The following is a 12,765-nucleotide window of genomic DNA, read 5'->3' as shown; positions in this document are numbered from 1 at the left end:
ATCCGTCGATCCGCGGACCCTACGATGGACGGAACGTCGAAGGGAGCCGCGCATGTCCGCGACCGTCCGCGATCTGCTGGCCGAACCGGCCTTCCGCCTCCGCGTGCTCGCCGGCGTCCACGACGAGGCCGACCTCGACGCCCCTCTGGTGTGGGCGCACTCCTCGGACCTCGTCGATCCGACGCCCTGGCTCGAGTCGGGCCAGCTGCTGCTGACCGACGGCGTCCACTTCACCGGGTACGACAGCGCCGAGTTCTCGGAGGAGTACGTCGCCCGGCTGCGCGGCCGCGGCATCCGCGCGCTCGGCTTCGCCACCCGCATCGTGCACGACGAGGTGCCCGCCGCTCTCGTCACGGCGTGCGAGCGTCAGGGCCTGCCGCTGCTGGAGGTGGCGGACCTGACTCCGTTCATGGGGATCATCCGGTTCGTCGCCGACGTGATCTCGCGGGAGCAGCGTGAGCGGCTGGAGTGGTCGCTCGAGGCGCAGCGGCGGGTCGCCCGCGCGGCGCTGCGGCCGGACGGGCTCGCGGCGATCCTCACCGAGCTGGAGCGGCAGCTGGACTGCTGGGTCGCCCTCTACGACGCCGCCGGGCAGAGGGTGCACCTACCCACCCGGCTCGACGTGCCGGCGGAGGAGGCGGTCGCCGCGGCCGCGAGGCACGCCCTGACCCGCGGCAGCCGAGCGGGACTCCGACTCGACGACGGCGGCGGTGTGACGCTGCAGACGATCGGGCGCCGCGACCACCTGCGCGGGGTGCTCGCCGTGGGCACCGGCACGCCCCTGGACCCGGCGGGCAGCGACCTCGTCGCGAGCGTCATCGCGCTGGCGAGCATCGCGCTGGAGCAGCGGCGCGCGCTGGACTCCTCCCGTCGGCAGCTGCGCTCCGGACTGCTCGAGCTGCTGGCCGCGGGAGCCTTCGACGTCGCCGAGAGCACCGCACGGCGCCTGGGGAGCCCGCTGCCCGCCGAGCCCGTGCGGGTGGTCGTGCTGAGCGCGCCCGTGCACGGCGACTCGCTCCTCGACGAGCTGGAGGTCGTGGCGGAGGAGGACGGCGCGCGCCTGTTCTTCGCCGAGAGGGACGGCTCGCTCGTCACCATCGCCGCCGCCGACGGACTCGAGCCGCTGACCGCCGTGCTGGAGCGGCACGGCGCGAGCGCCGGCGCCTCCGCCCCGATCGGCTGGTCGGACCTGGACCGGGGCCTCGAGGAGGCGCGGCGCGCCGCCGAGCGGACAGGAGACGGGCCGGTGGTCCGGTTCGAGGACGTCGCCGCCGAGGGGATGATCGGGCTCCTCGCCGCCGCCGGAGCAGCACCGCTCGCCCGCCGGATGCTCGCACCGCTGCTGACCCCCGAGGGAGCCGTGCTGCTCGAGAGCGCCCGCGTCTGGCTCCGCCGCAACGGCGCCTGGGAGCCCGCCGCCCGCGACCTCGGCGTGCACCGCCACACCCTCCGCAACCGCATCACCGCCGTCGAGCGCGCCCTCGGCCTCGACCTCGACGACGTCTCCGCCCGCACCGAGCTCTGGACGGCGCTGCGGCTGCACTCATAGCCTCTCTCCTCCTTCGTCGTCGATCGGCCGCGGTCGGCCGGGGAGAGTGGTCGCGCTGGGAAGAGCGGGTCGCGTACCGCGCACGACGATCCGCTCACACGCGGATCGCCGGTTGCGCGGTGCTCAAGAGCCTCTCTCCTCCTGCGTCGTCGATCGGCCGCGGTCGGCCTCAGGAGGTGGGGACGCTGGGAAGAGCGGGTCGCGTACCGCGCACGACGATCCGCTCACACGCGGATCGCCGGTTGCGCGGTGCTCAAGAGCCTCTCTCCTCCTGCGTCGTCGATCGGCCGCGGTCGACCGGGGAGGGTGGTCGCGCTGGGAAGAGCGGGTCGCGTACGGCGGCTGCGGGCGATCGACGACGCCAGGAGGAGAGAGCCTCACAAGCGCCGCGGAGCGCAACCGGTGATCCGCGTCCCAGCGGATCGACGTGCGCGGAACGCACGACGCTCTGCAATACCCGACCACCCTCCCGAGCCGACTGCGGGCGATCGACGACGAAGGAGGAGAGAGCCTAGGAATGCTGCGGGAACCCGAGGTTGATGCCGCCGTGGGAGGGGTCGAGCCAGCGGCTGGTGATGGCCTTCTGCTGGGTGAAGAAGCGGACGCCTTCGGCTCCGTGGGCCTTGGTGTCGCCGAAGAGGGACGCTTTCCAGCCGCCGAAGGAGAACGTGGCGACGGGGACGGGGATGGGGACGTTGATGCCGATCATGCCGACCTCGACCTCGTTCTGGAAGCGGCGGGCCGCTCCTCCGTCGTTGGTGAAGATGGCCGTGCCGTTGCCGAACGCGCCGTTGTTGATGAGTGCGACGCCCTCCTCGTAGGAGGCGACGCGGACGATGGAGAGCACCGGTCCGAAGATCTCCTCCGTGTAGGCGCGGGAGGTGGTGGGGACCTTGTCGAGCAGGGTCGGGCCGAGCCAGAACCCGTTCGCGTCGCCGTCCACCTCGATCCCGCGCCCGTCGATGACGACCTCCGCGCCGTCCTCCTCCGCGATCGCGATGTAGGAGGCGACCTTGTCACGGTGCGCCTCGGTGATGAGCGGGCCCATGTCGCAGCCGCGGCGTCCGTCGCCGATGCGCAGGGTCGCGGCCCGCTCCTGGATCCTGGTGATGAGCTCGTCGGCGACGGGCTCCACCGCGACGACGACCGAGATCGCCATGCACCGCTCGCCCGCCGAGCCGAAGCCGGCGTTGATGGCGGAGTCGGCGACGAGGTCCAGGTCCGCGTCGGGGAGCACCAGCATGTGGTTCTTCGCGCCGCCCAGCGCCTGCACCCGCTTGCCGTGCTTCGTGCCCGTCTCGTAGACGTACTGCGCGATCGGTGTGGAGCCGACGAAGGAGATCGAGCGGACGTCGGGGTGCTCGAGCAGCCCGTCGACGGCCTGCTTGTCGCCGTTCAGGACGGTGTAGACGCCGTCGGGGAGGCCGGCCTCCTTCCAGAGGGCGCCGAGCCAGATCGCCGGGGACGGGTCCTTCTCGGAGGGCTTCACCACGACGGTGTTGCCGGCTGCGATGGCGATGGGGAAGAACCACATCGGCACCATCGCCGGGAAGTTGAAGGGGGAGATGATCCCGACCACGCCCAGCGGCTGCTTGGTCGAGTAGACGTCGACGCCGGTGGAGACCTGCTCCGAGTATTCGCCCTTGAGGTGGTGCGCGAGCCCCGTCGCGAACTCCACGACCTCCTGCCCGCGGGTGATCTCGCCCAGCGCGTCCGAGACGACCTTGCCGTGCTCCGACGTGATCAGCTCGGCGAGCTCCTGCTTCTTCGCCTCGAGGAGCTCGCGGAAGCGGAAGACGATCTGCTGCCGCTTCGCGAGCGACGTGTCGCGCCAGGCGGGGAAGGCGGCCTTCGCGGAGGCGACGGCCGCGTCCACCTCGGCGGAGTCGGCGAGCGCGACCTCCTTGGTCGCGACTCCCAGCGCCGGGTCGTAGACGGGAGCGGTGCGGCCGGACGAGGAGGCCGAGGGAGCCCCGTCGATCCAGTGGCCGACGACGGACAGGGCGGTGGCGGGCTCGGCGATGCTCATGGCGACGACTGTAGGGGCGTGACCACGGCCGCGGGGGTGCCGATCCGTCCAGCGGTGGAGGGGTGGTCTGGACGGATCGGCGCGCTCAGTCGGTGGGACGGGAGGCGTCGGCGTCGGGCGAGGGGGTGGCCGCGTCGGGGCTCGAGGCGGCGGGGTCGGCCGCGCTCGGATCCGCAGCGCCGGGATCCGCAGCGCCGAGGTCGGCGGCGCCGGCGTCGGCGGCATCCTGCTCGGCTGTACCGGTCTCCTCACCGTTCACCTCGGCAGCGGACGCTTCAGCCGCAGTCTCCGCCGCACCCGCCGGGTCGAACCGCGCCAGCGCGGCCGTGATGTTGTCGTGCCCGCCGCGCTCGTTCGCCCAGGCGACCAGCGCCTCCGCGAGCGTGACCGGATCGGCGCCCACCCGCTCCTGCGCCTCGCGCAGCACGCGCGCGAGGTCCTCGGCGGCGGACGCGTAGTTCCACAGCCCGTCGGAGCAGACCAGAACCCAGCCCGGCTCGGTCAGCTCCTCGGAGGCGACCCGCGGCTCCTCGTCGTGCGCGTCGGCGCCGAGCCAGCGGGTGATGGCGTGAGCGTCGGGCGCCGTCTCGGCCTGCTCCCGCGGCACTCCCGAGGCGATCTGCTCCTGCGCCCACGAATCGTCGACCGTGAGCTGCCGCGGCTCGCCCCCGTCCGGTAGCCAGTAGCTGCGGCTGTCGCCCACGTTGCCCGTGACGAGCAGTGCGCCGTCCAGCACCGCCGCGGTGAAGGTGCACGAGGGCGGATTCGACCGCTTCTCGGGCACGGCCGCGTCGATCGCTCCGGAGGCGCGCGCGGTGGCCATCTGCAGCAGCGCGCGCCAGCGGTCCGCTCCCGCGCTCTCCCCGCCGACCTCGGCCTGCAGCGCGCTGAGTGCCGCACGGGCCGCGGCGAGCGACGCCTTGTCGGAGTCGGGGGTCGAGGAGACCCCGTCGCAGACCACGAGCAGCGCCGTCCTCAGAGAGCCGTCGGCGCCAATGACCGCCCCGAGCGCCATCGCGTCCTCGTTGGCCGGGTGCCGGAGCCCGCGGTCGCAGACGCCGCCGACCAGCGGGTGCGGCGCTTCGGCCCAGTGCTCGCGCTCGGTCGGAGCGGGGCGTCCGCACTGCTCGCAGTAGCCGTCCTCGGCGACCGCTCCCCCGCAGTAGACGCAGGCGGCGGATCCTCCGACGGCGACGGGCGGAGCGGAGGGGGTGGCCGCGACGATCAGCGGCGTCCCGCAGGCCTCGCAGAACGCGTCGCCCGTCGTGACCGGCTCGCCGCAGTTCGGGCAGGGAGTCGACAGCGCGCCGCTCATGTCAGCGTCCAGCGTCGGACCTCGTTGGCCCGGTCGACGAGGCGCAGGCGCTCGTCGCGCTCGCGAGTGGAGGCGGCGAGCGCGCGGTAGGAGGCCTCGAGGCCGTCGCGGATGGCGGCCTCGTTCGCCTCGACTCCGCCGAGGGTCGCTCCCTCGGCCGGGCCGTCGCGCCGCACCAGCTCGAGGGCGGAGGCGAGGACCTGGGTCGTGAGCTCGAGGCGGGTCCGCTGGTCGATCGACACGGAGTCGACGCTCGCGAGCGCGGCCGAGAGCGCGGGCAGCCCGCGGCCCGACTCCGCCAGCAGCTCCGCCCGGCGGCGGCGCGCGTCGGAGTAGGAGGAGCGCGTGGGCGCGACGATGTCGAGCGCGTCGAGCGCCCCGTCGAGGTCGGAGCGCAGCTGCCGCACCCGTGCGAGACCGAAGGCGGCGGGTGCCGTGTAGTTCGCGTCGGCGCGGGCGCAGATCACGTAGAGGGACTCGGCGACCTCGGGCTCACCGCTCGCCTCGCACGCCGCGGCGAGCGCGAGCTTCGGGGCGAGCTCGCCGGGGACCTGCCCGTAGACGGTGTTGAAGGAGGCGCGGGCCCCGATGTCGTCGCCGCGCGCGAGCTGCGCGAGACCGCTCATCCAGACCGCCCGCCACTCCCACGGGTCCTCCGTGAGGATCTCGCCCGTCGCGCGGGCCGCCTCCTCCCAGCGCTGCGCCTCGATCGCCGCCCGGGCGCGGGCGAGCCGCACCTCGACCGTCACGGTGGGTGCGAGCGCGAGAGCGCGCAGGCGCACGATCGGGTCGGCGACGTTCACGCCCGCGAGCCACGACCGGGCGGGATCGGACTCGTCGCGGCGGAGCGCCGGCAGCGCGTCCCACGGCGGGACGCGGTCGACCACGTCGGCCACGGGCGCCTCGAACAGGGCCGACTCCGTCGAGTGCAGCGCGGGGTGTCCGGGACCGCGGTCGGTCGCGACGACCTCGCGCAGCACCCCGAGCAGCTGGCCGCGCATCTCGTCCACCGTGGCGAAGCGGTCCTGCGGGTCGGGAGCGCACGCCTTCGCGATCAGGCGGTAGAAGGAGTCGTAGCGCTGGAACAGCGGCGTCTCCGACACCGGCGGCAGCGAGGCGACGAAGGTCGTCTGGTTGCCGCGGAAGTCGAGCACCAGCGAGGCCAGCGTGCGGCCGATCGTGTAGACGTCGGAGGCGACCGAGGGACCGAGGTCGGCGACCTCCGGAGCCTGGTAGCCGACGGTGCCGTAGATGGCGGAGTCCTCGTCGTCGATCCGGCGCACTCCGCCGAGGTCGATCAGCTTGACCTGGTCGCCCACCTGGATCATGTTGTCCGGCTTGAAGTCGCAGTAGAGCAGGCCGTGGTCGTGCAGGTAGGCGAAGGCGGGCATGACCTCGAGCACGAAGGCGAGCGCCTGGTCCACCGGCAGCGGATCCGCGGCGCCGCCGTTGGCGTCCAGCCGCTCCTTCAGGATCTGCTTGAGGCTCGGCCCGCCGACGTACTCCATCACGATGTAGCCGGCGCCGTCGTGCAGGACGAAGTTGTAGATCTCGACGATCAGCGGGTGCTCGACCTCGGCCAGGAACCGGCGCTCGGTGACGGCCGCCGCGTACGCGTCGGGGTCGCCGGAGTTGAGCAGGCCCTTGAGCACCACCCAGCGCCCCGAGACGTTCCGGTCGCGCGCGAGGTAGATCCAGCCGAGGCCGCCGTAGGCCAGGCAGCCGACGACCTCGTACTGGCCGCCGACCACGTCGCCCTTCACCAGCTGCGGGGTGAACGAGAACGGCGTGCGGCAGTTGGGGCAGAACCCCTCGGTGCGGCCGGGCCGACCGTCGCGCCCGCGGCCGACGGCGGTGCCGCAGTGCGAGCAGAAGCGCTTGCGCTCGGGGAGGACCGCCTCGGTCATCAGAGCGGCCATCGGGTCGGCGGCCGGGCGGGACGGGACGGTGGTGAGCCCGGCGCCGAGCCTCGGGCCGCGCAGTCGGGTCGAGGTGGTGCCGACGCGGCGGGTGACCTTCGAGCCGGTCTGCGCCGTGCGGGCGGAGCCGAGGGCGGCGGTGGCGAGGCGGGCGGAGGAGGTGCGCGTGCTGCGCGCGGTGGCCGACTCCTCCGCGGGGCCGGGTGCCGTGGCGCCGGGGGTGCCCTCGACGAAGCCGGTGCCGAAGGCGGCGGAGGCGGTGGCGGGCGTGGAGGCCGGAGCGGCGCGGCGCGCGGTCGGCGCGGAGGCGGCGGCGCCCTCCTCGGGCGGGAGGCCGCAGACGTTGCAGTAGCCGTCCTCGATCGTCCCGGTGCAGCCGGGAGTCGCGGTGCAGGGGGCGCCGTTCATGGGGTGGCCTTCCGGTGGTGCGCGGGGTCGGGGTGCGGGAGGTCGCGGGTGACGACGTCGTACTGCTCGACCAGGTGACGGGCGAGCGGGACGGAGCAGGGCACCGCGTCGAGGGCGGCGCGCACCTCCTCCTCGGCCGCGACGCCGACGGCGGTGGCAGCGCGGCCGTTGCCCTCGGCCCGCTCCCGCAGCGCCCGGAGGCGGAAGCCCAGGGCGGCCCGTTCGCGCAGCGGCGAGGTGTAGGCGGCCTCGACCGCGTCGAACGCGCGGCCGACGGCGGTGAGCCGGGCGAGGTGCGCGTCGAGCGCCTCGCGGTCGGACGGAGGATCGCCCAGCCGGGAGACGTCGGGCACGGCCAGCCGCGGCGGGTCGGCGATCTCGCGGCGGCAGCGGGCCACGAGCTCGCGCAGCGGCGCCTCGCGGTGCTCGGCCGCCTCCGCCAGCTCGCGCGCCCGACGGCGGTCGCGCTCGAGTCCGCGCCGCTCGGACGCGGCGATGATCAGGTCGCGCTCGAGCCGGGCGGAGTCGCTCTCGAGCTGGCCGAGCGGCCCCGACACGTCGGCTCCCCGGCCCGCCCGCTCGGCGAGCGCGTCGAGGCGGGACCGCAGCACGGCGACCCGCTCCGCCCGCTCGCGGTCGACCGTGCCGCTCCCGTCGCGGGTGAGGTCGCGGCAGCGCTCGATCTCGGCGCGCACCCCCACGATCCGTCCGGCGACGTCGGTGCCGCTGGGGTCGAGCTCGAGCCGGGAGCGCAGCTGGCCGACGACCGCGTCGCAGAGGCGCACCGCCTCCACCAGCGAGACCGCGCCGCTCCCGGAGGCGTCGAGACGGCCCCAGATCAGCTGCGACATCCGCTCGCGCGCCACGACGTCGACGCGGCCGGAGTCCCAGACCGCCTCGAGCTCGGCGAGGCGCCGGGTGACGGACTCGCGGAGCGACTGGGCGAGCACCACGTCGGCCGTGTAGTTCTCGGCCTGCGGCGACGCCAGCGCAGCGGCGTCCAGCCGCGAGAGCTCTCGCGTGGTCCGCTGGAGCCAGCGGGTGAGAGCGGCGAGGTACTCGAAGAGCTCGCGCTGCGGCGCGGCCTCCCCCAGCCGGCCCGGAGCGACGGGGGTCCCCTCCGCGAGACCGGTGCTCATCGGCCGTACACCGGGGCCGGCGGCGAGGCCTCGCCGAGGACCCCGAGCCAGCGATCGTAGATGCTCTGCCAGCGGCCGTCGCTGCGGATGCTCTCGAGCGAGGCGTTGACGAAGCGCACGAAGTCGGGGTCGTCGGCGGGCAGGCCGAGGCCGTAGGGCTCCGAGCTCAGGGCGTCGCCGACGACCTTCGCGTACGGATCCTGCGCCACGAAGCCCGCGAGGATCGTGTCGTCGCCCGCGATGGCGTCGACCTCGCCGGCCTGGAAGAGGGCGAGGCACTGCGAGTGCGTGGCGGCCTCGACGGCCTCGACCTCCGGGTAGTCGTTCTGCAGGCGGCTGAGCGTCGTGGTGCCGCTGGGCGCGCAGACCCTCTCGCCGCCGAGGTCGCCGATGCCCGTGATCGGGACGCCGTCGGGGTCGTCGGAGACGAGCACCTTGAGGCCGGCGTCGTAGTACTCGGACGAGAAGGCGATCGAGCTCCAGCGATCGCAGGTCATCGTGAGGGTGCGGGCCACCATGTCGACCTGCGGGGCGCCGTCGCCGCCGGTGAGCGCGGGGAGGCGCTGAGCGGAGGTGATCACGACGTAGTCGATGGAGTCGCTGCCGAGGATCGCCCGGGCGACCTCGCGGGCGATGTCGACGTCGAAGCCCTCGATCGCCCCCGTGATCGGGTTGCGGGCGCTCATCAGGAGGGTGTCGGCCGAGACGCCGACGCGCAGGGTCCCGCGCCCGCGGATCTCCGCGAGCCTGGTGCTGTCGGTCACGCCGGTCGGCGCGTAGGAGGTGACCGCCGAGGGCGAGCAGTCCGCCGCGGCAGGAGCGGCGGGAGCGGACGCGCTCGCCGTCGGAGTCGGGGTCGCCGCGGCGAGGGGCGTGCCGAGGTCGTCCGCCCCCGTCGTGCAGCCGGTGAGGGCGAGAGCCGCGGCGGTGGCCAGGGCGAGGGCGGCGGCGCGCAGGCGGTTCATCGGTACTCCTCCAGTCGCTGGGCGATGCCGCGCCAGGCGAACACGGCTCCGGCGAGACCGGCCGCCAGCAGGATCCACGAGACGAGGGTCGCGAACTCCGCGCCTCGGTCGAGCGTGGTGGCGGCGGCCAGTGCCTTCTCCTGCACCACGTCGCGGGCGTCGTCGGAGAAGGTGGTGAAGAGGTCGTTCGGCGTGCCGTTCCCGGTGATCGTGGCGACGCGGACGGCCTGGTCCCAGTTCCCGGCGTCGTCCGCCTGCCGGATCTCCTCGTGGAACGACTGCCACTGCCCGAACTCGTCGACGAGCCGTGTCCTCGCCAGCTCGTCCTGCAGGTCGCCCGACAGCTTCTCCCGGGCGGAGTCGACTGCCTGGGTGTAGCGCTCCTCGAGGGCGGCGCCGGAGCCGCGCTTGATCAGCGTGAAGCTCTCGAGCGACTTGGCGTCGCTCGCGGCGATGAGCGCGTTCGACACGGTGAGCGCCTCGCGGTAGGACTCGACCCGCGCCGTCCCCGCGTCCGCCGCGACCGATCCGTAGGCGAGCGCCCCGCCGACGCCGACGACCAGCAGGAGGGCGGTCCCCGTGGCGAGCGGGCGGTTGAGGTAGCGGTGCGTACGGCGGGCGAGCCAGAGCTGCGCCGCCAGGAGGAGGACCAGCATCACGAGCGAGCCGATCATGAGCAGGACACTCCAGCGGACGGCGTCGTAGGCGGCCGCGACCCGGTCGGCACCGGAGTCGACGAGTCCGTCGAGGTCCTCGAGGATGCCGCCGTCTCCCGAGAGGGCCGTCGACGCCTGGTCGAGATACGCCGAGGCGACGGGGAAGCCCTGCCGGTTGTTGGCCCGCGCCTGCTCGATCAGCCCGCTGTAGGTCGTGATGCTGCTGGCGACCCGGGCGAGGGCCCGGGTGTCCGCCGAGTCGGCCGCCGAGAGCCCGGCGATCGCGGAGGCGGCGCCGGTGAGGCTCGAGACGTACGACGCCCGCAGCTCGGTCGGCTCCAGTCCGCCGACGAGGAAGGTGTTGGCCGCGATCGCGTTGGCGTCCACCAGCAGCGTGCGGACGTTCTGCACGCCGAGCAGCTGCGCCGACTGCTCCCGGGCCGTGGTCGCGGCGCGCGCCTGCATCGCTCCTGCCTGCTGCGCGAACACGCCGAACAGCACGGCCGCCAGCGCCGTCAGGGCGAGCAGGAGGCGCAGGGTGGCCGGAGTGGTCGCGGTCGCGCGGGCCAGCAGCGACGGCTTCCGCTGCGCCGGCCGGTTGGCGACCTGGACGAGGGGCGGCTCGGGGATCCTCTGCGCGGGCGGCGCGGCGGGTGCGGTGCTCAACGGCTCTCCTCCTCGGGGTCGTCGGTGACGGGGACGGCCGTGCCGCTCGGGGCGGCGTCCGCCTGCCCGATTTCCTCCTCAGAGCCCGCGACCGAGCCCTCGTCGTCCTCGCCGTCCCCGTCCGGGCTGCTCGAGGCTTCGGGACTCTCCACCACGTCCTCGGGGAGCAGGATGCGCAGCTCGTCGAGCGTCGGCTCCTCCACGTCGCGGAGCCGCCAGGCGTGCCGGGCGATCGCCGCGTCGAGGACGTTGCGGACCCAGCGCCCGTTGCCGAACGCCTCCGTGCGCTGCTGCGCCGAGGCGAGGCCCGCGAACGCGGCGAGCGCCTCCTCCGTCGGCTCGAAGTCCGCGGAGGCGGCGAGGCGGCCGAAGATCGCCGAGAGCTCGTCGTCGGAGTAGTCGGCGAAGTCGATCGTGGTCGAGAAGCGGCTGGCGAGTCCCGGGTTCGTGTCGAGGAAGCCCTGCATCGGCCCGGAGTAGCCGGCGACGATCACGACGAGGTCGCCGCGGTGGTCCTCCATGTCCTTCACGAGGGTGGTGACCGCCTCCGCGCCGTACTGGTCGAGCGCGAGCGCGTAGGCCTCGTCGATGAAGAGGACGCCGCCGCGCGCGGAGGCGATCACCTCCGCGGTCTTCGTCGCGGTCTGCCCGAGGTAGCCGGCCACCAGCTCCGATCGGTCGACCTCGACGAGCACGCCCTTCGAGAGGATGCCGAGCGAGCGGTAGATCCGCGAAACCAGCCGCGCCACCGTCGTCTTGCCCGTGCCGGGGTTCCCCGTGAAGACGAGGTGGCGGGTGAGCGTGGGCGTGCTGAGTCCGGCGGCCTGGCGCAGGGTGTCGATCCGGAGCAGCTGCGTCTGCCGCTTGATCTCGCTCTTCACCCGGTCGAGGCCGATCAGCGCGTCGAGCTCGGCGAGCAGGTCGTCGATGGACTCCGGCGGGTCGAGCGGCTCCGACTCGGAGGCGGGCTCCGCGGCGGGAGCGGCGGCGGGCGCCGGCTCGTCCTGCGGACCGTCGTGCTCGGTCCGGCGGAGGCGCTCGAGGATCTCGTCGACCCCGGGCACGCCGGCGGGCAGACCGGTCGGCAGGTCGGCGCTCGCGGCACCGTCCGGCGTCCGGCCGGTCGTGTGCGGTACTCCTCCGCTCGTCGTCGGAGCGGCGCCCCGGGCGCCCGGGACGGCGGAGAGCTGGGCCGCGGCGGTCGCGGAGGCGGAGGCGATGCCGCCGATGCCCGGGTCGCCGAGAGCGCTGGCCGCCGAGACGACCTCGGTCAGAGCGCGAGCGTAGGCGGAGGCGTGGTGCGAGCCCGCGCCGACCAGGGCGGCCAGCTGATCGGTCGGCCCCGACCGCCAGCGCCGGCCGCTCGAGGCGGCGGTGAAGAACGCCTCCAGACCTCCGGTCGCGCCGGTCGCGGCGAGCCAGTCCTGCCCGGCGCCGCGGATCGACTCGGCGACGGCGGCGGCCAGCCGCGCACCCTCGTCGCGGACCGCCGCGGCGTCGAGGCCGGCGGCCGTCCCCGCGAGCACGAGGGCGTCCAGCGCCGGGGCGAGCGCGGTCACGAGGCGCTCGGCGGGGTCAGCGAGCCGGATCCGGACGGCGCTCCCGGCTGCGGAGGCGCGTCGAGACCGCTCGGGGAGAGCGAGGACTCCGTGAACTTCTCGGCCAGGAACTGCCCGTGCGCGATCAGCGCCGAGGCGTCCTGCCGCGAGACGGCGTCCGAGATGCGGTCGAGCGTGCCTCCGAGGAGGTCGAGCTGGTCGCAGAGGATCATCAGCGAGGTCTTCCCCCTGTGCACGGCGCGGCGGTCGGCGAAGTCCCTCGGCAGGCGGAGGTAGCCCTCCACCGCCTCGGGGAGGTAGCTGGTCGCGGTCGCGACGACGGTGTGGCCCTGACGGCTCATCCCGCCGAGGCGGTCGAGACGGGGCACCATCTCGCGGACCGTCTCGTCGATCCGCTGGATGCGCGCCGCGACGAAGCCGGGCACTCGGCCCTCCGTCCGCGTGCCGACCCGGTCGAGCGCCGCGAGGATGTCCTCGCTCGTCGGGACGCTCGGCAGAGCGGGCGCGGTCTCCTCCGGCGCCGCGGGGGCACCCGTGAACAGTCGGGAGAACCAGCCCAT

9 protein-coding genes are annotated in these 12,765 nt (G+C 74.4%); 1 reads left to right on the top strand and 8 read right to left on the bottom strand.

Translation table 11 applies throughout. The features are described 5' to 3' along the window. Window positions 1-52 precede the first annotated feature (52 nt). Window positions 53-1,549: a PucR family transcriptional regulator gene (locus tag C5D50_RS07435; RefSeq protein ID WP_181137321.1), complete on the top strand. Its 1,497-nt coding sequence runs from the start codon at window positions 53-55 to the stop codon at window positions 1,547-1,549. Window positions 1,550-2,060: 511 nt separating this feature from the next. Here C5D50_RS07435 and C5D50_RS07430 read toward each other — a convergent pair. The 8 genes from C5D50_RS07430 to C5D50_RS07395 form a co-directional block, all read right to left on the bottom strand. Further along, a complete protein-coding gene (locus tag C5D50_RS07430; protein WP_104283188.1) occupies window positions 2,061-3,578 on the bottom strand; it encodes a CoA-acylating methylmalonate-semialdehyde dehydrogenase in 1,518 nt (505 codons plus the stop codon). A gap of 85 nt (window positions 3,579-3,663) precedes the next feature. Next, the gene (locus tag C5D50_RS07425; RefSeq protein WP_181137320.1) at window positions 3,664-4,893 is read right to left on the bottom strand and encodes a PP2C family serine/threonine-protein phosphatase; all 1,230 of its coding nucleotides are present in this window, start codon (window positions 4,891-4,893) and stop codon (window positions 3,664-3,666) included. Then, window positions 4,890-7,220, bottom strand: a complete 2,331-nt coding sequence (locus C5D50_RS07420) for a serine/threonine-protein kinase (RefSeq protein ID WP_104283187.1) — start codon at window positions 7,218-7,220, stop codon at window positions 4,890-4,892. The genes C5D50_RS07425 and C5D50_RS07420 overlap by 4 nt, the downstream gene beginning before the upstream one ends. Beyond that, window positions 7,217-8,359: a hypothetical protein gene (locus tag C5D50_RS07415; RefSeq protein WP_104288979.1), complete on the bottom strand. Its 1,143-nt coding sequence runs from the start codon at window positions 8,357-8,359 to the stop codon at window positions 7,217-7,219. The genes C5D50_RS07420 and C5D50_RS07415 overlap by 4 nt, the downstream gene beginning before the upstream one ends. Then, on the bottom strand, window positions 8,356-9,324 hold the full coding sequence (locus tag C5D50_RS07410) for a glutamate ABC transporter substrate-binding protein (RefSeq protein ID WP_104283185.1): 969 nt from the start codon (window positions 9,322-9,324) through the stop codon (window positions 8,356-8,358). Before C5D50_RS07410 ends, C5D50_RS07415 begins: the two co-directional genes overlap by 4 nt. Further along, the gene (locus C5D50_RS07405) at window positions 9,321-10,646 is read right to left on the bottom strand and encodes a hypothetical protein (RefSeq protein WP_104262736.1); all 1,326 of its coding nucleotides are present in this window, start codon (window positions 10,644-10,646) and stop codon (window positions 9,321-9,323) included. The genes C5D50_RS07410 and C5D50_RS07405 overlap by 4 nt, the downstream gene beginning before the upstream one ends. Then, window positions 10,643-12,205, bottom strand: a complete 1,563-nt coding sequence (locus C5D50_RS07400) for an AAA family ATPase (protein ID WP_104283184.1) — start codon at window positions 12,203-12,205, stop codon at window positions 10,643-10,645. Before C5D50_RS07400 ends, C5D50_RS07405 begins: the two co-directional genes overlap by 4 nt. Further along, the gene (locus C5D50_RS07395) at window positions 12,202-12,765 is read right to left on the bottom strand and encodes a hypothetical protein (protein WP_104283183.1); all 564 of its coding nucleotides are present in this window, start codon (window positions 12,763-12,765) and stop codon (window positions 12,202-12,204) included. Before C5D50_RS07395 ends, C5D50_RS07400 begins: the two co-directional genes overlap by 4 nt.

This window comes from Rathayibacter sp. RFBD1, assembly GCF_002932915.1.
Classification (GTDB): domain Bacteria; phylum Actinomycetota; class Actinomycetes; order Actinomycetales; family Microbacteriaceae; genus Rathayibacter.
This window is presented reverse-complemented; position numbering and strand designations above follow the sequence as displayed.